We start from the raw sequence: 21,563 nt of genomic DNA, 5'->3' as shown, positions 1-21,563 counted from the left end.
AGCGTTCATCCTGAGCCAGGATCAAACTCTCCAATAAAGTTAGTTTGTCTAGCATCTAAAATAAAAATTGACGTTTCACGTTGTTTGTTTCGTTCAGTTTTCAAAGAACTAAAAGCGGGTGAAGAGAATCGAACTCTCGACCAGAGCTTGGAAGGCTCTTGTTTTACCACTAAACTACACCCGCGTGGTCGGGAAGACAGGATTTGAACCTGCGACCCCCTGGTCCCAAACCAGGTGCTCTACCAAGCTGAGCCACTTCCCGTAATTGGCGCGCCCGAGAGGAGTCGAACCCCTAACCTCTTGATCCGTAGTCAAACGCTCTATCCAATTGAGCTACGGGCGCTTATTCATGATGTTTTTTCGTCGTTGTAATTTGGCGACTCAATTATCTTATCATACTACATCTTCAAATGCAAGCACTTTTTTAAGATTTTTTGATGCGGCCGAGAGGACTTGAACCTCCACGGGGTTTCCCCCACTAGGCCCTCAACCTAGCGCGTCTGCCGTTCCGCCACGACCGCGCGAAAAAAACAAAAGTGAGCCATGAAGGACTCGAACCTTCGACCCTCTGATTAAAAGTCAGATGCTCTACCAACTGAGCTAATGGCTCGTAAATGGCTGGGCTAGCTGGATTCGAACCAGCGCATGACGGAGTCAAAGTCCGTTGCCTTACCGCTTGGCTATAGCCCATCGAAATAACTATCTTCTTTTCAAAGACAAATATTATTGTAACATAATGTCCAATAAAAAACAACTGCTATATAGCAGAAGTTAAAATGGCGGTCCCGACCGGGGTCGAACCGGCGATCTCCTGCGTGACAGGCAGGCATGTTAACCACTACACCACGGGACCATTTGGTTGCGGGGACAGGATTTGAACCTGCGACCTTCGGGTTATGAGCCCGACGAGCTACCGTGCTGCTCCACCCCGCGACAATACTATTCATATAAAATTATATGGTGGAGGATGACGGGATCGAACCGCCGACCCCCTGCTTGTAAGGCAGGTGCTCTCCCAGCTGAGCTAATCCTCCGAAGTGGTGACCCGTACGGGATTCGAACCCGTGTTACCGCCGTGAAAGGGCGGTGTCTTAACCACTTGACCAACGGGCCAATATGTATGGCAGAGAAGAAGGGATTCGAACCCTCGCACCGCGTTAGCGATCTACTCCCTTAGCAGGGGAGCCCCTTGAGCCACTTGGGTACTTCTCTGTATGGCTCCGCAGGTAGGACTCGAACCTACGACCGATCGGTTAACAGCCGATAGCTCTACCACTGAGCTACTGCGGAATAATGAAGACAATTTGTATCTTATAAAAATTCTCTCTGTAAGTCAAGAAGTTTTTAACAACATCTTGTTCAAACGTGACATGTTTATAATATACTGGATTGCGTTTTTACTGTCAAGATGTTTTCGATATCGGTTTGAGTTTCCCTTTACACTTTCCACAGACATATCTTTTTATATTTATTTGACGCCTTCTTACATATTGAAGTGAACACTCCATACATTCATACTTATAAATCTTTTTTTCCTTCTCTTCATTAATCATTCGTTTACAAAAACGTGGTGCATCAACTTTCTTTAACAACTCACGAAAATCCCTGTCCCCGTGCTTATACCCTCTTCCTGCAATATGTAAGTGATAATGACAAAGCTCATGTTTAATAATCCCGACTAACTCTTCTTCACCATACAATTCGTAATATCGATAATTCAGTTCGATATTATGACTCTTCAATAAATAACGCCCACCAGTTGTACGTAATCTATTATTAAAAACCGCTTTATGTAAGAACGGCATCTCAAAGTATTGTAGTGACACTTCTTCCACTAGTCGCTGAATTTCTTGCTCATCCACTCTCATTCCTCCTAAACAAAAAAATATTTTTACACTTTTCTCCCTTCTTATACATATATTAAATAGTACATATACCCATCCTCATGTAAGAAGCGTGGTTTCTAAAAACAAAACATGAATAGAAATCCACTCACCAACCTCTCATCAATAGCATTTTAGATTTTTGAGAGCAGGATTAAACAAGGAGGGATTCCTATGCCTACGTGGCTAAAAAAACAAATGCAACGTGCATATTTCGAAAAAAACCGGTATCAAATTAAGTTATTAAATGAATGCTGGTTTTATTATAGCAAAATACATCAAAGCTCATAATCCATTACACTTTTTATTTCATAAAAAAAGAGCAGTTTCATCTGCTCTCTTCTCTTACTATTCAATCGGCAACATAGATAGTGCAACGCGTCCTTTTTTTGTATCAATATCATCTACCCATACTTTTACAATTTGCCCTACTGATACAACATCTAACGGATGCTTTACAAACTGTTTGCTAAGTTTAGAAATATGTACTAAACCATCTTGCTTTACACCAACATCAACAAAAGCACCAAAATCAACAACGTTACGAACTGTTCCTTCTAGTTCCATACCACGTTTTAAATCTTCTAATTTCAAAATCCCTTTTTTCAAAAGTGGTTTAGGCAACTCATCCCTCATATCTCGTTCAGGACTAATAAGCGCATCTATAATATCAACTAACGTCGGCTCCCCAACTCCTGTTTCTTGAGATAACTTAGAAATCTCTACTTCTTCCAATCTCTTTTGTAATTGCGGTTGTCCTACGTCATCTATCGATAACCCTAGACTCTTCAATAACAATTCAACATTTTTATATTGCTCTGGATGAATACCTGTTCGATCTAGTGGATTCGCTCCTTCTAGTATACGTAAGAAACCTATACATTGTTCATAAGTCTTTGCACCTAAACGTGGGATTTTCTTTAATTCCGTGCGCTTCGTGAATTTCCCATCTTCTTCTCTCTTTGCTACAATATTTTTCGCAACAGTTTTCGATAAACCTGAAACATATTGTAACAATGCAACCGAAGCCGTATTTACATTAACCCCAACTTGGTTAACAGCTGTTTCTACTACAAATGTTAATGACTCATTCAGTCTCTTTTGAGATACATCATGTTGGTATTGTCCAACCCCAACTGATTTAGGATCAATTTTCACAAGTTCAGCAAGTGGATCTTGCAGACGTCTCCCAATAGAAACGGCACTTCTCTCTTCAACTTGTAAATTTGGGAATTCCTCACGGGCTAAATCAGAAGCTGAATATACACTAGCACCCGCTTCATTTACAATAATATAAAAGACATCTCGGTTCACACTTTGTAATACATCTACTATAAACTCTTCTGTTTCTCTAGATGCTGTCCCATTACCAATTGCAATCATTTCAACTTGATATTTATCTATAATAGAAAGAACTTTCGTTTTTGCATCATCATATTTACGAACAGGTGGATGCGGATAAATAACATCGATATGTAGTACTTTCCCCGTATCATCTACTACAGACAATTTACAACCAGTTCTATATGCCGGATCTACCGCTAGCACGACTTTCCCTTTCATCGGAGGTTGTAATAATAAGTTACGTAAGTTCTCAGAGAAAATATGTATTGCTTGTTCTTCAGCTGTTTCTGTTAATTCTTTACGAATCTCTCTTTCGATTGAAGATTGAATTAATCGTTTATAACCATCTTCAATCGCTAATTGTACATAATGTGCACTTTTCGAATCGTTATCACGAATTACTTTCTTATTTAAGAAGGTTACTATCTCATCTACTGGTGGAACAACAGCAACTCTCAATATATCTTCTTTCTCGCCACGATTCATTGCTAATACACGATGTGGTACTACTTTTTGCAATGGTTCTTCATAACTGTAATACATTTCATATATATTCTTTTCATCTTTTTCTTCATCTTTCACGGAAGAAGACATAACACCTTTTCTAAAAGTAACATTTCGAATCCAACTACGATACGCAGCTTCATCTGAAACCATTTCTGCAATAATGTCTTGTGCACCTTGTAAAGCTTCTTCTGCAGATTGCACTTCTTTCTCTACATTAATAAATTCCACTGCCTTTTTAGCCGGATCTTCTTTCTTATATAACAATAACCATTCAGCTAATGGTTCTAATCCTTTTTCTTTAGCAACTGTCGCTTTCGTTCTTCTTTTCTCTTTATATGGACGATATAGATCTTCTACTTCTTGCAACTTTATAGCTTTAACAATTTGCTGTCGTAGCTCTTCTGTCAGTTTCCCCTTCTCATCAATAAGACGAAGAACTTCTTCCTTCCTATCTTCAAGTTGCATCATATATTGCCATCTCTCTAAAATCGTACGAATTTGCACCTCATCTAAAGAGCCTGTCCATTCTTTTCGGTAACGAGCAATAAATGGAACTGTGTTACCTTCTTCTGTTAATTGAATAACATGACGAACTTGCTTTTCGGTAAAGCCTAATTCTTTCACTAACATTTTCATTAACGCTTGTCGATTATCTACCATTTCCATATACAACCGTAACCTCCTCTATAATAAAAAAAGTTGCCCTTCAAAGAGAGCAACTTAAACTGCCGATTTAAAAATCTATTAGTCCTAAACTAATTTGTAGCGCTTCATCTACACGAATCATCATCACTTCATCTAAGTGAGTGATTTTGTCCGTTAAGCGCTGCTTATCGATTGTTCGAATCTGCTCAAGTAAAATAACAGAATCTCTCTCAAAACCGTACTTTTTCGCATCAATTTCCACATGAGTGGGTAATTTCGCTTTTTGAATCTGTGCAGTAATAGCCGCTACAATCACCGTTGGACTAAAACGATTTCCGATGTCATTTTGAATGACAAGAACCGGACGAACGCCTCCTTGCTCAGAACCAACAACTGGGGAAAGGTCTGCAAAATACACGTCGCCGCGTTTTACAATCAAAATATTACCCCCCGCTAACTAAGCGTTCTACTGTATGAGCTGCTTCATACTCTGCTAAGAAAGCTTCAGATGCAATACCAAGATTAATTTTTCCCATTTCAATGTACCCACGTCGCATTGATTCATGTTGGTAGCGTTTCTTCGTCTTATGTTGACGCAATAACAATTGTGTTGCCTGGCAAATTAGTTCATGGCGATTCTTATTCTCTTGTTTTCCAATTCCGTCCAATTCCGTTACCATTTGCTTTGGCAACCGAACCACGATTTCAGTAGTTACACTTGATTCGGACACAAAAATACACCTCCACCGTCAACTACACACCCAAATATATATATGACACCTATTGTAATAATACCATTGTATGGAGCCTGTTGCAAAGACTTCCTTATTCCTTGCTTATGTTTTCCAATTCACAAACAAAACATTCATCTTCTTAAATTTTTTATCTCATAACTAACTAAAAACAATAGAACTCCTCTTCAAAACTTACGTGCAACTTATATAAAAAATGATTATAAGTAAAAAGCTTCTCATCAAAAAGAGCTTATTATCCAGCAATGAACAGTCACTCCAATGACAAGAAGCAATCATACTACCTTCTATATATTGTTCAAGTAATTAATTATCTCTACAACCTTACCATTCCGTATAAATATTCTTGGCACACGGAAACTGATCGTTGCAATAATTTCATAATTAATAGTCCCTGAGTATTCCGCAACCTCTGTAGCGCTAATATACTCATCTCCTTGCCTTCCAATAAGCGTAACTTTCGTACCAAGTGGCACTTCACAAGGAAGATGAATCATGAACTGATCCATTGTTACTCGCCCTACAATCGGTACCCTTTTACCATTTATAAGCACTTCAAATCCTTGTAACCTCCTAAGCCACCCATCTGCATAGCCAATCGCTACAGTCGCAATCCATTCTTCAGTTTTCGTTCGGTAGGTGACGTTATAACTAATTCCATCACCTTTAATTACCTGTTTAATATGAGCGACTTTCGTATGAAGTGATAGCGCCGGTTCTAATTCAAATGGTAAAAAAGGACGTATTTCTACAGAAGGAGATAATCCATACATTGCAATCCCAATTCGCACTGCATTAAATGTAATCCCTTGAAAACGTAACGTCGCAGCACTATTAGCTGTATGAACAAACTTAGGATCCACTCCGAATTCTTTCAACCAACTTAACTGCTCTAAGAACGTATTATATTGCTTATCAAAATACGAAGTCTCAACCTCATCTGCCGTTGCAAAATGCGTGTATACTCCTTCTAACTCTAAAAACGGTGCACCCTCTAAACTCTTTAAAAATTCTTTTAGCTCTTTTCTTTCACGTATTCCAATTCTCCCCATACCACTATCAAAGTTAATATGGAATTTCATTACAGATGAACCATTCCAAAGTTTAATTGCTTCATCCACCCATTCTTTTTGAAAAACCGTTAGCGCTACATCATTTTCAGCAGCTACATTTACATCACGCGGCGGCGAGGGACCTAACACTAAAATCGGCTCAGTAATACCAGCCCTCCGAAGCACTAAAGCTTCATCTAAAAAAGCAACAGCTAACCTTGTTGCACCTGCTTCTAATGCCGTTTTAGCCACCGGTACATAATCGTGCCCATATGCGTTTGCTTTAACTACAGCAAAAATCTCTACATTACTTGGGATGAACTCTTTAATATGTGTAACGTTGTTATAAATGGCATCTAAATCCACTTCCACCCAAGTGTCACGGTAAAATGGTGCTTCTTCCATAAATACACTTCCTTATACACGATATGCGAAGCTTATTCTTTTATATGCTTCTTTTATGAAATCCACCTTCAAACTAAGAAAAGACGTGGTGCACATATATCACCACGTCTAAGAAGTTTACTTCACCTGCTTCGCTGTAACTGAACGAGCAACCATTAACAGCTCCTTCGGCTCTAAACCTTTAGACACGAGCATATATTCTACTCCGTTATGCGACCACGTTACAGAGTCTTTCGTTAATGCACCAATCGTAAACCCAAGATCAACTGGTTCTCCACTTACACTTACCGCTGATGATGCCTCTGCAACTTTTGCCTTTTCTTGTATTAAAGTAAAGGATTTCTTATTTCCAGTGTATGTGAGTATCGCACGCTTGCCACTGTCTGTCTTCAACTCTTTTTCATCTTGCAGAGTCATACCTTGTGGTGTATCAAGTGGATACAAAATAGCAAACGGTTTGTCTTCTTTCGCTGTTGTTTGAACATCTACCTGCGCTCTAGACATATTTTGTTTCGTATCAAATGCACCTTTATCAAATTTCGCATCGAATTTCACTTTAGAGAAATCTACTTTCACAAGAACATTTTGATCATTATCCATTAACTTCACTGAAACTGGAGTCAAGTCGCTCTTATTCAATGTAATCTCTTGTCTCGGCAACATATTTTGATGTTGATAGTTTGTTTTTGTTTTAAAAATATAATACTTATCTGTTTTCTCAAAAGTAAGGTTTTTCTTGTCCTGCAAAATATCTCTTACAAGTGATTCATATAAATAAGCCTGGCTACTATTTTGCGGCCAATCACTTTGAAAACGGAAGCTCTTATTAAGTGCTGGCGTTAATACAAATACACCTTCTTCATTTCTCAAAATAATTTGGCTCTGATCTTTTTTTGCATTTTTTAAATTCACACGATAAAAAGACGGTTCCTTATGCCAAATCTCTACGTTATACTCTTGAGGCTCATTGCCTGTTTTAATAGATAATTTTGCCTCAGCTTGATAACTTTTCATCCCTTTTACTTTTGATTCTAAATCTCTCACGACATCATCTTGCTTCTTTTCCATACAACCCGCCAACACAAAAACGGTCAACAAACCGACAAGAACTAAAAACAGACGCCTTTTCATCAATTCAGCCCCTTTGCCCCTATAAATGAATGGAAGATGTACCTTCCTTATCGCTACCTCAAATATATGAGACAAAGATATAAAATATGCAGACTAGCGTGACAAGCTTTCTAAAACAACTTGAGCAACAGCAAATTCCTTACTATGACTAATTGATAAATGAACAATATACTCTGTACTTGTAATCAGAATTGGCTTACCTCTTTCATCATTTTTCACTTCAATATCTAAAAAACTCACTTCTTTTCCGATACCAGTACCTACAGCTTTTGAATACGCCTCTTTCGCTGCAAACCTTCCAGCTACAAACTCTGTAAGGCGACTTCCTTTCAGCTCCATAGCAACATTACGTTCATTTTCCGTTAAAATACGTTCCATAAATTTAAGCTTTCCATCTAGCATTTTTTCAATACGATTTAATTCAATAATATCGATACCAATCCCTATAATCATTTCAAAATCCCCTTCTTCTATTTAACTTTCTTCTTTCATATTGATAAGAATAACAGAGAATCTTTCTGATGCAAAAGGGGTGATAGTAACCGTATGCTAATAAGATCCACTCATATTTCTTTACAACCGACTATTCTTACCTTACTTCTTATTCATTTAGTCATGATGATATTAGGCGACTTTTTTCTCTTACCACTGGCAGCCTCTAATGAATATATCGCGAAAGGAGAATGGTGGCGTGTCATAACTTCTCTTCTCGTACACGTAGACTTACAACATTTTCTTTCTAATAGTATTTTTTTGTTTGCTCTTGGTTCTTCTATCGAAAAGCAACTCGGACACTTTTCTTTTTTCATTCTATTTTTTCTCTCTGGAATTTCTGGAAATATTTCTTCTTATATTATTATGCCGCTTGAATATATTCACGCAGGTGCATCAGGTGGTATTTTCGGACTATTAGGTGCACAGTTATTTTTATTGTACAATCGATACCGCTCTTCAAAACCAAAAGAAATTGCCATTTTCTCAATTATGATACTTCTATTACTACTATTTACTTTCTTTAACCCTTCTGCCAATCCGATCAGTCATTTAACAGGTTTAATAACCGGTGGCATTTTAACCCCTTTTTTAACAAAAAAAAACGATGGTGCAAAGCTTATTTAATATAAAAGCTTGCACCATCGATAATTTCTACATCTACTTGTTCACTTAAATCTCTCATTAATTGAAATAAAGACTCATCCTTCATCTTCGCCTCAATCATACAATCAATTTGCGGAACACTTCCCTTTATCCTTCTTAAAAAAGATAAAAATGCGTCTACATTAATATAATCTGCATGAGCTCTTGGATCTTTTCCCTCTCTAGGGCTAGAGATATGCATTTTAATCGGCAACAAAGACGTTTCCCACGTATGAACAACACGTGCCCAATCTTCATACCAATCTTCTTGCTCATTATTCATCATATGGTGATGCAAGTCAAATACGACGGGAATATCTAATTTTTCTCCTAAATATAATGTTTCCTCTAACGTAAAGGTTGTATCATCATTTTCTAATATAATCATTTCTTGAATACCCCTTGGGACATTCGACCAATTCTCTATAAAGCGCTCTAATGCAAGTTCTTTATCTTTATATCCTCCTCCAACATGCAGTACACATCGTTGCTTATGTTCAATCCCCATGCCTTTTAATAATTTTTTGTGCATCTGAAATGTTTTTACAGATTGTTTAAAAACACTCTCTTCAGGTGAATTTAGTACAACAAAATGATCTGGATGGAAATCAATTCTCATATTCATATGAACTGCATATTCACCTAGTTTTTTTAAATTTTCTTTTAACGGACGAATATAGTTCCACTCTAGCAATTCCTCATGATTCGCTAAAGGAATGAGCTTTGAACTGAGCCGAAAGAAAGATATGTCATGCCCTTTATTATGCTTTAATAAACGTAAACAATTTTCTAAATTGGAATTAGCAATTCTTTCAAGCTTACGAATTGCAGCATCACGATCATCTAATTTCTGAAACTGTGCATACGTCATCGTTTGAGATGGAGATGCATTCTTCAAATGCACACTCATCGCAACGTAACCAAGCCTTACAAGCATATAACAGCCCCTTTTCTATCATAACTATTATGTAGTATGCACAATTATAGAAATAAAAAAAAGAGAATGCCCGCAAAGGGCATTCTCTTTTTTTTATTAAGCTTGTGGACGGCTATGATGTTTTCTTTCGCCGCGTCCATTTGAAGAACCAGGGCGACCTTGACCTTCACCTCTACGACCACGACTACCACCATCACGATTACGATCGCGGTTACCATCACGATTGCGATCACGGTTTCCGTCACGATTACGCCCATCACGGTTACGGTCACGATTACGTCCATCGCCACCGCCGCGTCCATCACGACTACGATTACGGTTACCATCACGGTATCCGCCTCCGTTACCGCCGCGTTTTTTAGAACCGCCGCCTCTTGAAACAACAGGTGGTTCTGATGTTAAAGCGATCGGAGTTGTATCCGGCTCTTTAGTCATCATTTTTAAAGCAGCAGCTACTACTGTTACAGAGTCATTTTCTTCTAACATTTCTTCTGCAATACGCTTGTAGTATGCTAAGTTTTCATTTTCAATTGTGCTTTGAAGCTTTTCAGCGATTAAACGTTGTTGACCTTCTAATGCCTCGTCAAGTGTCGGTGCATCCATACGGTCCATTTTACGTTTTGTTGTACGCTCGATATTTTTTAATTGTCCTGATTCACGTGGTGTTACAAATAGCATTGCAATACCTTTTTTACCTGCACGACCAGTACGACCGATACGGTGAACGTATGATTCTGGATCTTGTGGAATATCGAAGTTATATACGTGCGTTACGCCTGAAATATCAAGACCACGCGCAGCAACGTCTGTTGCAACAAGAACTTCAATAGAACCTTCTTTAAATTTACGTAATACAGACATACGTTTCGCCTGAGTTAAATCACCGTGAATACCTTCTGCAGCATAACCACGTAAGTTTAATGCTTCTGATAATTCATCAACACGACGCTTTGTACGACCAAATACGATTGCAAGCTCTGGAGATTGAATATCTAATAAGCGTGTTAACACGTCAAACTTTTTCTTTTCTTGCACTTCTAAATAGAACTGCTGAATGTTTGGCATTGTTACTTCTTTTGCTTTTACTTTAATGTGTTGAGGCTCAGTCATGAAACGCTCAGCAATACGGCGGATTGGATCCGGCATTGTCGCTGAGAATAGTAATGTTTGATGTGTTTCTGGCACATCTGTTAAAATTGCTTCAATGTCTTCAATGAAGCCCATGTTTAACATTTCATCCGCTTCGTCAAGAACAACTGTCTCTACGTTTTGCAGACGAAGTGTTTTACGGTTAATATGATCTAAAATACGACCCGGCGTACCAACAATAATGTGTGGGTGTTTTTTTAGAGCACGAATTTGGCGGTTAATATCTTGACCACCATAAATCGGTAAAATACGAACGCGTTTATGCTTACCAATTTTGTATAATTCTTCTCCAACTTGAATTGCTAATTCACGCGTTGGCGCGATAACAATACCTTGAACCGATTCTTTATGTGTATCCACTTTATCTAATAGTGGTAATCCGAATGCTGCTGTTTTCCCTGTACCTGTTTGCGCTTGCCCAATAATATCTTTACCTTGCAATGCATGTGGAATTGTTTCAGCTTGAATTGGTGTAGCCTCTTCAAAGCCCATACTTTCAACAGATTGCAGTAAAGAATCACTTAATCCTAATTCTCGAAATGTTGTCAATGTTACTTCTCCTTTTCTATCCTATACTTATCATTTAAAAAAAGGCGTTTTCCGAATTTGCGGAAAAGCCCTTTTCCTGAATGCTCACGTATATAAACGGGCGTATATTCTTCACGAAAATACTTCTAAACGTTATTACACTTTATCAATTATAAGTTTTGTATGTGTAAAAAGCAAACCCAACTGTTACCTTATTTTCATATTCAGAGTTTTTTTCTTCACTTTTATTTTTTTATATTTACTGTAAGCGCTTATTATAAGTTTCTTCTATTTTCGCAACTATCATCCCTATTTATATACACCAATTATTTCAACATCGTAATTACTTCTTCTAATTTCATACCGCGAGATGCTTTTATTAATACAACATCTTTCACATCGACTACTGCTTGTAAATCTTTTACTAACTCTTCTTTATTATCATACGCCTTTACACGTTCATTAGGGAAATTAATTTTTGCTCCTTCAGCAATTTGAGCCCCTAATCTACCGTATGTGAATACATGTGAGATTTTTGCTGGATCGATTAATTTTCCTACCTCATAATGGAACTGTACTTCTTGATCTCCAAGTTCTAACATATCACCGAGCACAACGATTTTTTTAGCAAAACCATCTAAACCATTCATTAAATGGAATGCTGCTTCCATAGCCGTCGGGCTTGCATTATAAGCATCGTTGATAATTGTTAAACCACTATTTTTTTTCACAATTTCCATACGCATGCCCGTCATTTGAAGTGTTACTAAACCTTCTTTCATCTCTTCCCACGTTACACCAAAATGTTTCGCAATTGCCATTGAAGCAAGTGTATTATACACATTATGTTTTCCTAACACCGGTAAGTAGAATGAAATATTTTCATCTCTATTCATTTTGAAATGTGTCCCAGTTGCTTGTAATGTTACAGTCGTGGGATAATAATCGTTTGCTCTTGCATCACCAAACGTAACCGTTTCTGCTGCTAAATTCATTCCAGGAACACGATTCGTTAATAAAGGCTCATCTCCGTTATATACGAACACGCCACCTTCTTGTAATCCTGTAACAATTTCTAATTTCGCTTCAGCAATTGCCTCACGAGATCCTAAATCCATTAAATGTGCCTCACCAATATTTGTAATGATAGCTGCATTAGGACGAGCTAACTTAGATAAGAATTCAATTTCGCCTCGGCTTGACATACCCATCTCTAATACTGCTACTTCTGTATTTTCTTCTAAGTTTAAAATGGTAAGAGGTAATCCGATATGGTTATTGAAGTTCCCTTCTGTTTTTTGCACTTTGAATTTAGTCGCAAGAAGACTTGTTACAATATCTTTCGTAGATGTTTTACCGTTACTACCCGTTACACCTACAACTTTAACATCCAATTGATCGCGATAGTTTTTCGCTAACATTTGCAATGCCGATAGCGTGTCTTCTACAAAAATAACCGGAAGATTCTCAGGTGGATTCGCTACATCTTTCATCCATAATGTAGCCACAGCTCCATTTTCAACAGCTTTATCTACAAAAGCATGTCCATCGAAGCGCTCCCCTTGAATCGGAACATACAAGTTTCCTTTTTCAATTTTTCTCGTATCAATAGACACGCCTTGAATAGTAATTCCCTCATATTGCTCTGCTAATTCAGTACCATTTACCATCTGTTCCACTTGCTTTAACATTCGCTTTATCATATATAAACGCTCCTTACATAGAGGAAGCACTATTCCTATGAATAGTGCTTCCTCCTTTTTTGTTAGATTGTATATTTAATTTTTTGTTTTTCTTCGTGACGTTCAATCGCTAAACGAATTAGCTCTTCGATTAATTCTGGATATGGTAACCCAGTATGTTGCCATAATAGAGGGAACATACTGAACGGTGTAAATCCTGGCATTGTGTTTACTTCGTTAATATACACTTCTCCATCTTTCGTTAAGAAGAAATCAGCTCGCGTTAAACCTGCACCGTCTAATGATTGGAATGCAATAATCGCATCACGCTTAATTACATTAGATTCTTCTTCTGTCATTTCAGCTGGAATAATTAGCGCCGTATCACCATCGATATATTTCGACTTATAATCATAGAAGTCCTTTTTCGGAACGATTTCACCTACAACTGAACATTTCGGCTCATCATTACCTAGTACCCCAACTTCTACTTCACGACCTACAATATTTTCTTCTACAATAATTTTGCGATCAAATTGGAATGCCTCTACAAATGCATCCTCAAGTTCTTCACGATTTTTACACTTATTAATACCAACACTTGAACCAAGGTTCGCTGGTTTTACGAAGCAAGGATATCCTAACTTATCTTCTACTTTAGAATAAGCTTCCTCACGATTTTTTTCCCATGCACTACGAATGAAGGATGCATATTTTGCTTGTTTTAAACCAGCCTCTGCAAAGATGTTTTTCATAACAACTTTATCCATACCAGCAGATGATGCTAGAACACCATTTCCTACATAAGGGATATTCATTAATTCTAATAGTCCTTGAACCGTTCCATCTTCACCGTTTGGTCCATGTAGTAATGGGAAAATAACGTCAATAGCGTTCTCCTCAGAAGCTGCAGATGGGATAATTTCTGTACTTAATGATAACGGAGAAATCGCATTTTCTGCACCGCTCATTTTTAAAGCTTCAACATCTGTTACTTCGCCTTCAATACGCTCACCACGTACCCATTGACCTTGTTCTGTAATATAAATTGGATGAATCTCGAATTTATCTTGATTTAACGCTTTAATAGCAGCAAGAGCCGTCTGTAGCGAAACTTGATGCTCAGCTGATTTTCCACCATATAATAAACCTAATTTAATTTTCGTCAATGAAATCACCCTAACCAATTGTTTTCATTTTTCTATTTTAGCACTTTTTATAAAAATAGGTAGTTCCTATTTGAAATAAAATGTAACTTCCATAAATAATTAAATAACATCACTTATTGGTTTTTCATTTCATTTTCTATATAGCAACACAAAATAAAATGGCAATCTAATCTAGTTATGTACCTAAAATATGTAGAAATCCCCTTTTTTGTGTATGTCATCTATTCACTAAGAAGATTGTTTGGTTAGTGTGTCTTTTTGCCTTTGCTCAACAAGGCGATCTAAAGAAACATATACAATACCTGCAACTACACATCCTACAGCTAAAATTGTAAATAGAAAGTGACCAAGTAATCGATCTAATAAAAAACCGCCCAAAAGTGGACCAAATGCGCTTCCTGTAATCCACTGCAAACTTGCAGCTCCCATATAAGTCCCTCTCAAATGCTCAGGGGCCAAATTTGCTACAAATGTCATCTGTACAGGCGACATAATCATTTCACCTAACGTATATAAAGCATAAACGAACAGTAGTGTTATTAAAATAATTGTAGCATTTGTATTAAATTCTCCAAACCACTTCGGTAACCACCCTATAAAAAATAATCCAATCCCGAATAAACATGCACCATATAACATCGTCTTCCCGACCGGTTTATCCGTAGCCCATTTTGAAATTTGAAACTGGAATAAAACAACTAATAGTCCGTTTAACGCCATTAAATATGGATATGGATTATTCGTTCCAAAAATATGCTTCATTTCATTATCAAAATGTAGTGGCAACATGCCTTCGGTTTGAGAAAACCCCATCGAAATGATAATGCCTGCTAATAAGTAAATCATTAATACCTTATCTCGCATTACAATTTTCCAAACTGCCCCAGCTTCCTTTTCTTTATGTTCTTCCTTATCTGTCCTTTTTGGCATCGTCTCTTGAATAAGAAGTAATACAAGTAACGCATAAAATAGCATTGTAGAAGAGGCAATAATAAACACAAGGTTCTTTGACAACACAACTACTGATGCTCCCATTATCGGACCAATCGCAGCACCTATATTGTGTCCCATTCGTAATAAACCATATGCCTCTGTTCTTTTTTCTGGTGCCGTTACATCCGCGACCATAGCTGATGCAGCTGGATGAAATAAAGAATTACTCAACCCTAAAAAAATAGATAAAATTGCATATGGAATAAACCCTTCTATAAATAGAAAACCGAGCATTAATAATGCATTACTTGCCATAGAAAATATCATAATAGGCTTTCTTCCATATATGTCAGCAATTCTCCCTCCTATAAGTGATCCAAAACTTGCAGCAATTGGAGAAAGCGCCATAATAACCCCAACTTCCAACAACGAATCTACCTTATCTTTTAAATATAATGCAAAAAAAGGCATTAACATCATCATTGCAATTCCATTTAACGTCTCTCCAATAAATCGAATCCATACGTTACGGTCCATCTCCCTTAACTCACGCCACGTATTTTTCATCATTTCACCCCTTTAGTTAGCCAACAATTATCTTATAATAAGTTCAGAAAAATGTAAATTTTCAAATAAAAAAATCCATTCTAACAGAATTAGAATGGATTTTTTCACTTATAAATTTGCAACATCTTCTTCTTTTTTACTATTATTTAAAGCACTATGTTTTCGGCTATATAAAAAGTAAACCGCTATACCAATAACCATCCATATCCCAAAACTAATCCATGCTGTCCCTGATAATTGAAGCATTAAGTATAAACAGAACATCACTGTTAATGCTGGTAAAAATGGTACAAGCGGAGCCTTAAATGCCCTTGGTAAGTCTGGATGAGTTCTTCTCATTACGATTACCGCAACAGCTACGAGTGCAAATGCTGACAATGTCCCCATATTTACAAGATGTGCTAAAACATTTAAATCTATTAATCCTGAAATCAGTGCCGCAATAATCCCCGTTGTCCATGTATTTAAAAATGGTGTTTTAAATTTTGGATGAACTTTAGCAAGACGCTTCGGTAGTAAACCATCTCGACTCATCGCATAAGAAACACGAACTTGCCCATACATCATAACTAGCATTACTGTTGTAATTCCTGTAATTGCTCCTACTGAAATTACCCCCGCTAAACCATCTTGTCCAATAAATTGAAGTGCAAAAGCAACTGGATCTGATATATTTAGCTGTCCGTATGGAACAATTCCTGTCAAAATAAGCGACACAACGATATAAAGAACTGTACAAATTAATAACGATGCAATAATACCAATTGGTAAATCACGTTGCGGACGTTTCACTTCTTCTGCCGCTGTTGAAACTGCATCAAATCCTATAAATGCGAAGAATACTGTAGCCGCTCCAGCCATTACACCATCTAAACCAAATGGCATAAAAGGCGTCCAGTTTTCAGGTTTCACATAATTAAAACCAGCAAAGATAAAAATAAGAACAACTGCTATTTTAATAAATACCATAATGTTATTTACTCGTGCACTTTCACGAACACCCCTAGATAAAAGAACTGTCATCACTAAAATAATTAGAACTGCAGGTAGATCAATTATTCCACCCTTACCTGTACCAGGAGCCGAGGAGAGAATAGTCGGAATATGAATTCCAAACCCCTTTAATAAAGATTGAAAATATGCAGACCAACCGTTCGCTACAGCAGATGTAGCAAGTAAATATTCCAGCATTAAGTCCCAGCCAATTAAAAATGCGAATACTTCCCCCATCGTCGCGTATGTATACGTATACACACTGCCCGAGACAGGAACTGAAGAAGCAAATTCAGCATAACAAAATGCAGCAAAGGCACAAGCTAGAGCGGCAATCGCAAATGATAATATAATAGCTGGCCCAGAATGTTTCGCTGCCACAACACCCGTTAGAACAAAAATACCAGTTCCAACAATTGCTCCGATTCCAAGCATAGTTAAATCTAGCGCGCCCAATGTTCTTGCTAACGTTTTTTGCTTACTTTCTTGCATTAACTTTGCAATTGGCTTCTTTTGAAAAATTTGCTTCATCTTTCACTCCTCCAAGTTTTAAATTTTCTGAAAATTTTTAATTCGCTTTTTTATTTTACTCATTACGCTTTTCCTAGTCAATACTTTTGTCGAAACAAGTAGAAATTCTTCTGAATATGCACAATCCTTATTATTCTTTCTATATATCTTCCCATTATTTTTTTGGTATTATTATACATGTCGATTCCGTGAAAAAGGCATGCCCCCTTATTGAGAGCATGCCTTTTTTACTTATTTCACAGTATATGAACCTTGTTCAATCCAGCTATACATATACTTTTCATCTTCTGTTTCATGTGCTTGTTTTACAATACGAAGCGGACGGAATGTGTCTATCATAACAGCTAATTCAAGCGTCTCTTTCTTCCCTATACTTGCCTCTGTTTTCCCCGGATGCGGTCCATGGGGAATCCCGCTCGGATGAAGTGTAATAGAACCTTCTTCCACACCTTTGCGACTCATAAAGTTTCCTTCTACATAGTAAAGAACTTCATCACTATTAACATTACTATGATAATATGGTGCCGGAATTGACTCTGGATGATAATCGTATAAACGTGGTACGAAAGAGCAAATAACAAAATTATGTCCTTCAAATGTTTGATGTACTGGCGGTGGCTGATGAATGCGCCCTGTAATTGGTTCAAAATCCTCTACATTAAATACCCACGGATATAAATAGCCATCCCATCCCACAACATCTAACGGGTGGTGTCCTAAAACATGTTTATGCATATAGCCTCTTGATTTTGTCATTACGACAAACTCGCCTTTTTCATCATATGTCTCTAATTTTTCTGGACCACGAAGATCTCTTTCACAAAACGGACTATGCTCTAACAATTGTCCGTATTCATTTCGATAACGACGCGGCGTTGTAATTTGGCTATTCGCCTCTACAACAAGAAACTTAGTCTCTCCTTCATCTGGAATAACACGATAAATCGTTCCAATTGGAATCGTTACATAGTCGCCTTTTCTATAGTGAATCGTTCCAAACATCGTTTCAATTTTCCCTGTTCCATAATGAACAAATAACATTTCGTCGCCATCACCATTACGATAGAAATAATCCATTTTTTCTGTTGGACTCACTACTCCAATTAATAAATCTTCATTTCCAAGTATGAAATTCCGTCCACTTATTGCATCACCACTTTTTTTACTTTCTTTCGTTCGAAAGTGGCGATGAGAAAGAGCAACATCCTCTTCATACTGCAACTGACAAGAATGCGATAATGCAGAATGACCTACTTCTGTCGGCATATAATGATGATACAAAATAGACTGCGTACCAGAAAAACCTTTTGTTCCCATTACCTGTTCACGATAAAGCGATCCATCTTTTTTACGAAATTGTACATGTCGTTTATGAGGTAGTTCTCCCATGTGACGATAAAACATGCCCATCACCCGCTTCCTTTTCTTTTTTGATCGTATTACGTAGTGTACCTAAACCAGTAATCGACAGTTCTACAACATCTCCATCTTGTAGCCACTCTTCTGTACCCAGTTCTAAAATACATCCTGTTCCTACTGTCCCAGAACCAATCACATCTCCTGGATATAACGTAACGTCCTCTGAAGCACGTTCAATCATTTCAGCAAATGTATAGTAAATATCTTGGAAGTTTCCTTTTGATAATAGTTTTCCATTTACATGAGCAGTCATTTCTAAATTATATCGATCACCATTACGATAAACGTCTAATTCCTCTTTCGTAACAAGATGTGCTCCTAAAGAAGTTGCAAAGTCTTTTCCTTTCGCTGGACCGAGACCTACTTTCATTTCTGTTGCTTGTAAGTCTCTCGCACTCCAGTCGTTCATAATACAATAACCAAAAATATATTCCTCTGCTTGCTCACGAGAAATATTTCGCCCTTCTCTTCCTATTACGCAAGCAATCTCCAACTCATAATCAAGCTTTTTAGACTTTTTCGGACCAATTACAAAATCACTGGAACCAATTACAGCACGATGATTAGTAAAATAAAAAACCGGAATATCATACCATTCAGGCACAACATCTAATCCTCTTCGTCCGCGAGCTGTTTTTACATGTTGTTCAAATGCGTAAAAATCTCGAATACTACTCGGATTAGGAAGAGCAGCTGTCAATTGTACTTCTTCTAAAGCATATATACCCTTATTTGGATTCTTAATATTCCGCACTACTTCTACATACTCATCCGCTTTCTCTAAAAAAGCAATCATAGAAGAAGGGATTTTCCCTTCACTAGCAAGATTCATATCTATTACTTTGTCACCTTCAAGCCATCCAGCCCGTAGTTCTTTTGAAGGAAGACGAAATGTAACAAATTTCATCCTGATTCCTCCTTATAAAAATGAAATTTCCACCAGCAAAGGGACTTTTGCTGGTGGATACAAATCTTATAAGTTTCCGCGACGCTCTTGTTCTCTTTCAATTGATTCGAATAACGCTTTAAAGTTTCCTTCACCAAATCCACGAGAACCTTTACGTTGAATGATTTCAATAAATAAAGTCGGGCGATCTACAATTGGTTTCGTAAAGATTTGTAGTAAGTAACCTTCATCATCACGATCTACTAAAATCTTTAATTCTTTTAACTTATCAATTTCTTCATCGATTTTTCCAACTCGTGCAGTTAACTCATCATAATAAGTATCAGGTGTATCTAAAAACTCCACCCCATTTGCACGAAGCGCTTCAACTGTTTTAACAATATCACTTGTTAATAAAGCAAGATGTTGTACACCAGCTCCATTATAGAATTCTAGATACTCTTGAATTTGTGACTTTCTCTTTCCATCTGCTGGTTCGTTAATAGGAAACTTAATACGACTTCCATTCGTCATAACTTTCGACATTAACGCCGAATACTCTGTACTAATATCGTCATCATCAAAATGAATCATTTGTTTAAAGCCCATAACATTCTCGTAATAACTAACCCACTCTTCCATTTTTTCAACATTACCAACTACATGATCAACAGCAATTAAACCAGACTCTTCAAATGGAATATTAAATTCTACCTTTTGGAATCCTGGCATAAATGCCCCTTTATAATTTTTACGCTCTACAAGCGTATGAATTGTATCACCATACGTACCAATAACTGCTTTTTTCAATGTACCGTCCTCATCTGTTAATTCCTGCGGTGGAGCAATTGCGACGGCACCACGTTTCACTGCTTCTGAGTATGCTTTATCAACATCATCAACAAGTAGTGCCACATCCTTCACGCCATCACCATGAGTCTTTACAAACTCTGCAATACGATTTTCACTACTTAAAGCTCCAGACACAACGAAACGCATATTTTTTTGCACAAGAACATAAGATACCTTTTCACGGTTTCCAGTTTCTAATCCAGAGTAAGCCACAATTTTGAATCCGAATGCTCTCGCAAGATAATAACTCGATTGCTTTGCATTCCCTACGTAAAATTCCAAATGATCTACATCACGTACTGGAAAAAAGTCCTCCATTTGTGCAGCTAGCATATCCATAGATTTTTGTTTCATAATATCTTCATCCCCCTGTAAATAGATTAAATGGTCCATACTTAAAACCAACCGAAAACGCTTCCAACGTTAATTAATAGAAATTAGTTAGCAAGCTAACAAATTCTGACCTTTAAAATTTTCTATCTTTTCTGTCAAATTCCTCTTTTTTTCTTACATATAAAATTCGACTTTTTTCTCTTTGAAATAAAGCGGGATTTTATTCAGTGGATTTTTGATTATTCGTTGAATCAAGTTTCAACCGCAACGTTTAATTAGCCATGCATGCTGGATAATGAGGTAACTTTAATACTTGAGGGGATATAAGAAGAATATAAAAAAGACTCCAACATATTAACTACTTACTAATACGTTAGAGTCTTTATTTTTTTTGAATGATTGTATTTATATATCTCATACTAATACATTTGCAAGGAATAGAATAAATGATGTTAATATTACCGCTCCACCTAAGGATCCTAATAAATCTATTTTTGTTACTTGAAACACTTGTTCACTGTTCATATCCCTCATTCTCCTTCCTTTTTTGTTTGATTTAAAACTTCTATTATACTAATACACTTGATAAAAATACGATTAATGCTGTTAATACTACCGCTCCACTTGCTGATCCTACGAAGTCACCTTTTGTTACTTGTAATACTTGCTCTTTCATATCTTTCATTCTCCCTTCCTTTTCTTTTGTTACAAAGCTTCTATTATACTAA

20 protein-coding genes and 12 tRNA genes are annotated in these 21,563 nt (G+C 37.1%); 2 read left to right on the top strand and 30 right to left on the bottom strand.

Annotated features, from left to right (window positions below; translation table 11 throughout):
* Window positions 1-113 precede the first annotated feature (113 nt).
* The 13 genes from ACTFO4_RS29915 to ACTFO4_RS29855 all read right to left on the bottom strand — a co-directional run bounded on the left by ACTFO4_RS29915 (window position 114) and on the right by ACTFO4_RS29855 (window position 1,862).
* Window positions 114-184: transfer RNA gene (locus ACTFO4_RS29915), tRNA-Gly, on the bottom strand.
* A gap of 1 nt (window position 185) precedes the next feature.
* Window positions 186-262 (bottom strand) — tRNA-Pro (locus ACTFO4_RS29910).
* A 4-nt stretch (window positions 263-266) separates the two neighbouring features.
* Window positions 267-343: transfer RNA gene (locus tag ACTFO4_RS29905), tRNA-Arg, on the bottom strand.
* A gap of 95 nt (window positions 344-438) precedes the next feature.
* Window positions 439-521: transfer RNA gene (locus ACTFO4_RS29900), tRNA-Leu, on the bottom strand.
* 16 nt (window positions 522-537) lie between these two features.
* Window positions 538-610 (bottom strand) — tRNA-Lys (locus ACTFO4_RS29895).
* Window positions 611-615: 5 nt separating this feature from the next.
* Window positions 616-690: transfer RNA gene (locus tag ACTFO4_RS29890), tRNA-Gln, on the bottom strand.
* Between the two features lie 87 nt (window positions 691-777).
* Window positions 778-853, bottom strand: a tRNA-Asp gene (locus ACTFO4_RS29885).
* 3 nt (window positions 854-856) lie between these two features.
* Window positions 857-933, bottom strand: a tRNA-Met gene (locus ACTFO4_RS29880).
* A 25-nt stretch (window positions 934-958) separates the two neighbouring features.
* Window positions 959-1,034: transfer RNA gene (locus tag ACTFO4_RS29875), tRNA-Val, on the bottom strand.
* A gap of 4 nt (window positions 1,035-1,038) precedes the next feature.
* Window positions 1,039-1,113, bottom strand: a tRNA-Glu gene (locus tag ACTFO4_RS29870).
* Between the two features lie 8 nt (window positions 1,114-1,121).
* Window positions 1,122-1,212, bottom strand: a tRNA-Ser gene (locus tag ACTFO4_RS29865).
* A 3-nt stretch (window positions 1,213-1,215) separates the two neighbouring features.
* Window positions 1,216-1,290 (bottom strand) — tRNA-Asn (locus tag ACTFO4_RS29860).
* A gap of 113 nt (window positions 1,291-1,403) precedes the next feature.
* Window positions 1,404-1,862 (bottom strand): SprT family protein, encoded by a 459-nt coding sequence (locus tag ACTFO4_RS29855; protein ID WP_000344231.1) that lies wholly within the window; start codon window positions 1,860-1,862, stop codon window positions 1,404-1,406.
* A 195-nt stretch (window positions 1,863-2,057) separates the two neighbouring features.
* On the opposite strand from ACTFO4_RS29855, the gene cmpA reads away from it, so the two are divergent.
* Entirely contained in the window at window positions 2,058-2,174 is a 117-nt protein-coding gene (gene cmpA / locus ACTFO4_RS29850; RefSeq protein WP_001143642.1) for a cortex morphogenetic protein CmpA, read from the top strand.
* Between the two features lie 57 nt (window positions 2,175-2,231).
* On the opposite strand, the gene ACTFO4_RS29845 is transcribed toward cmpA, so the two are convergent.
* The 6 genes from ACTFO4_RS29845 to acpS form a co-directional block, all read right to left on the bottom strand.
* Window positions 2,232-4,400, bottom strand: a complete 2,169-nt coding sequence (locus ACTFO4_RS29845) for a Tex family protein (protein WP_440014646.1) — start codon at window positions 4,398-4,400, stop codon at window positions 2,232-2,234.
* A 67-nt stretch (window positions 4,401-4,467) separates the two neighbouring features.
* Window positions 4,468-4,818, bottom strand: a complete 351-nt coding sequence (ndoA, locus tag ACTFO4_RS29840; protein WP_000635963.1) for a type II toxin-antitoxin system endoribonuclease NdoA — start codon at window positions 4,816-4,818, stop codon at window positions 4,468-4,470.
* Between the two features lie 4 nt (window positions 4,819-4,822).
* Complete coding sequence (locus ACTFO4_RS29835) at window positions 4,823-5,110, bottom strand: antitoxin EndoAI (protein WP_000004570.1); 288 nt, start codon at window positions 5,108-5,110, stop codon at window positions 4,823-4,825.
* A gap of 308 nt (window positions 5,111-5,418) precedes the next feature.
* Window positions 5,419-6,588 carry an alanine racemase gene (gene alr, locus ACTFO4_RS29830; RefSeq protein WP_061685369.1) on the bottom strand — a complete coding sequence of 390 codons (1,170 nt, stop codon included), beginning with the start codon at window positions 6,586-6,588 and terminating at the stop codon, window positions 5,419-5,421.
* 117 nt (window positions 6,589-6,705) lie between these two features.
* Window positions 6,706-7,656: a LolA family protein gene (locus tag ACTFO4_RS29825; protein ID WP_002004297.1), complete on the bottom strand. Its 951-nt coding sequence runs from the start codon at window positions 7,654-7,656 to the stop codon at window positions 6,706-6,708.
* Window positions 7,657-7,812: 156 nt separating this feature from the next.
* Window positions 7,813-8,172, bottom strand: coding sequence for a holo-ACP synthase (acpS, locus tag ACTFO4_RS29820; RefSeq protein WP_000583416.1), 360 nt, complete (start codon window positions 8,170-8,172; stop codon window positions 7,813-7,815).
* Window positions 8,173-8,265: 93 nt separating this feature from the next.
* Between acpS and ACTFO4_RS29815 the strand changes: the two genes are divergently transcribed.
* Window positions 8,266-8,838 carry a rhomboid family intramembrane serine protease gene (locus ACTFO4_RS29815; RefSeq protein ID WP_000908523.1) on the top strand — a complete coding sequence of 191 codons (573 nt, stop codon included), beginning with the start codon at window positions 8,266-8,268 and terminating at the stop codon, window positions 8,836-8,838.
* On the opposite strand, the gene uvsE is transcribed toward ACTFO4_RS29815, so the two are convergent.
* The 11 genes from uvsE to ACTFO4_RS29760 all read right to left on the bottom strand — a co-directional run bounded on the left by uvsE (window position 8,831) and on the right by ACTFO4_RS29760 (window position 21,520).
* Window positions 8,831-9,793 (bottom strand): UV DNA damage repair endonuclease UvsE, encoded by a 963-nt coding sequence (gene uvsE, locus ACTFO4_RS29810; RefSeq protein ID WP_440014644.1) that lies wholly within the window; start codon window positions 9,791-9,793, stop codon window positions 8,831-8,833. The genes ACTFO4_RS29815 and uvsE overlap by 8 nt on opposite strands.
* 96 nt (window positions 9,794-9,889) lie before the next feature.
* Entirely contained in the window at window positions 9,890-11,491 is a 1,602-nt protein-coding gene (locus ACTFO4_RS29805) for a DEAD/DEAH box helicase (RefSeq protein WP_000206592.1), read from the bottom strand.
* Between the two features lie 305 nt (window positions 11,492-11,796).
* On the bottom strand, window positions 11,797-13,173 hold the full coding sequence (murF, locus tag ACTFO4_RS29800; protein WP_440014642.1) for a UDP-N-acetylmuramoyl-tripeptide--D-alanyl-D-alanine ligase: 1,377 nt from the start codon (window positions 13,171-13,173) through the stop codon (window positions 11,797-11,799).
* A gap of 62 nt (window positions 13,174-13,235) precedes the next feature.
* Window positions 13,236-14,321: a D-alanine--D-alanine ligase gene (locus ACTFO4_RS29795; protein ID WP_000161427.1), complete on the bottom strand. Its 1,086-nt coding sequence runs from the start codon at window positions 14,319-14,321 to the stop codon at window positions 13,236-13,238.
* A 228-nt stretch (window positions 14,322-14,549) separates the two neighbouring features.
* On the bottom strand, window positions 14,550-15,821 hold the full coding sequence (locus tag ACTFO4_RS29790) for an MDR family MFS transporter (protein WP_440014641.1): 1,272 nt from the start codon (window positions 15,819-15,821) through the stop codon (window positions 14,550-14,552).
* A 108-nt stretch (window positions 15,822-15,929) separates the two neighbouring features.
* Window positions 15,930-17,345 carry an amino acid permease gene (locus ACTFO4_RS29785; RefSeq protein ID WP_017673686.1) on the bottom strand — a complete coding sequence of 472 codons (1,416 nt, stop codon included), beginning with the start codon at window positions 17,343-17,345 and terminating at the stop codon, window positions 15,930-15,932.
* A gap of 231 nt (window positions 17,346-17,576) precedes the next feature.
* Window positions 17,577-18,749 carry a homogentisate 1,2-dioxygenase gene (locus ACTFO4_RS29780; RefSeq protein WP_013141710.1) on the bottom strand — a complete coding sequence of 391 codons (1,173 nt, stop codon included), beginning with the start codon at window positions 18,747-18,749 and terminating at the stop codon, window positions 17,577-17,579.
* A complete protein-coding gene (locus ACTFO4_RS29775) occupies window positions 18,715-19,671 on the bottom strand; it encodes a fumarylacetoacetate hydrolase family protein (protein WP_000674004.1) in 957 nt (318 codons plus the stop codon). Before ACTFO4_RS29775 ends, ACTFO4_RS29780 begins: the two co-directional genes overlap by 35 nt.
* 66 nt (window positions 19,672-19,737) lie before the next feature.
* Complete coding sequence (hppD, locus tag ACTFO4_RS29770; protein ID WP_086411326.1) at window positions 19,738-20,856, bottom strand: 4-hydroxyphenylpyruvate dioxygenase; 1,119 nt, start codon at window positions 20,854-20,856, stop codon at window positions 19,738-19,740.
* A 393-nt stretch (window positions 20,857-21,249) separates the two neighbouring features.
* Window positions 21,250-21,360 carry a DUF3948 family protein gene (locus ACTFO4_RS29765; RefSeq protein WP_001083689.1) on the bottom strand — a complete coding sequence of 37 codons (111 nt, stop codon included), beginning with the start codon at window positions 21,358-21,360 and terminating at the stop codon, window positions 21,250-21,252.
* A 43-nt stretch (window positions 21,361-21,403) separates the two neighbouring features.
* Complete coding sequence (locus ACTFO4_RS29760) at window positions 21,404-21,520, bottom strand: DUF3948 family protein (RefSeq protein ID WP_000654250.1); 117 nt, start codon at window positions 21,518-21,520, stop codon at window positions 21,404-21,406.
* Between the last annotated feature and the right edge of the window lie 43 nt (window positions 21,521-21,563).

It is taken from the genome of Bacillus cereus group sp. MYBKT14-1 (genome assembly GCF_051915185.1).
GTDB classification, from domain to species: domain Bacteria; phylum Bacillota; class Bacilli; order Bacillales; family Bacillaceae_G; genus Bacillus_A; species Bacillus_A cereus.
The sequence above is the reverse complement of the archived record's forward strand: the minus strand, read 5'-3'. Positions and strand labels throughout refer to the sequence as shown.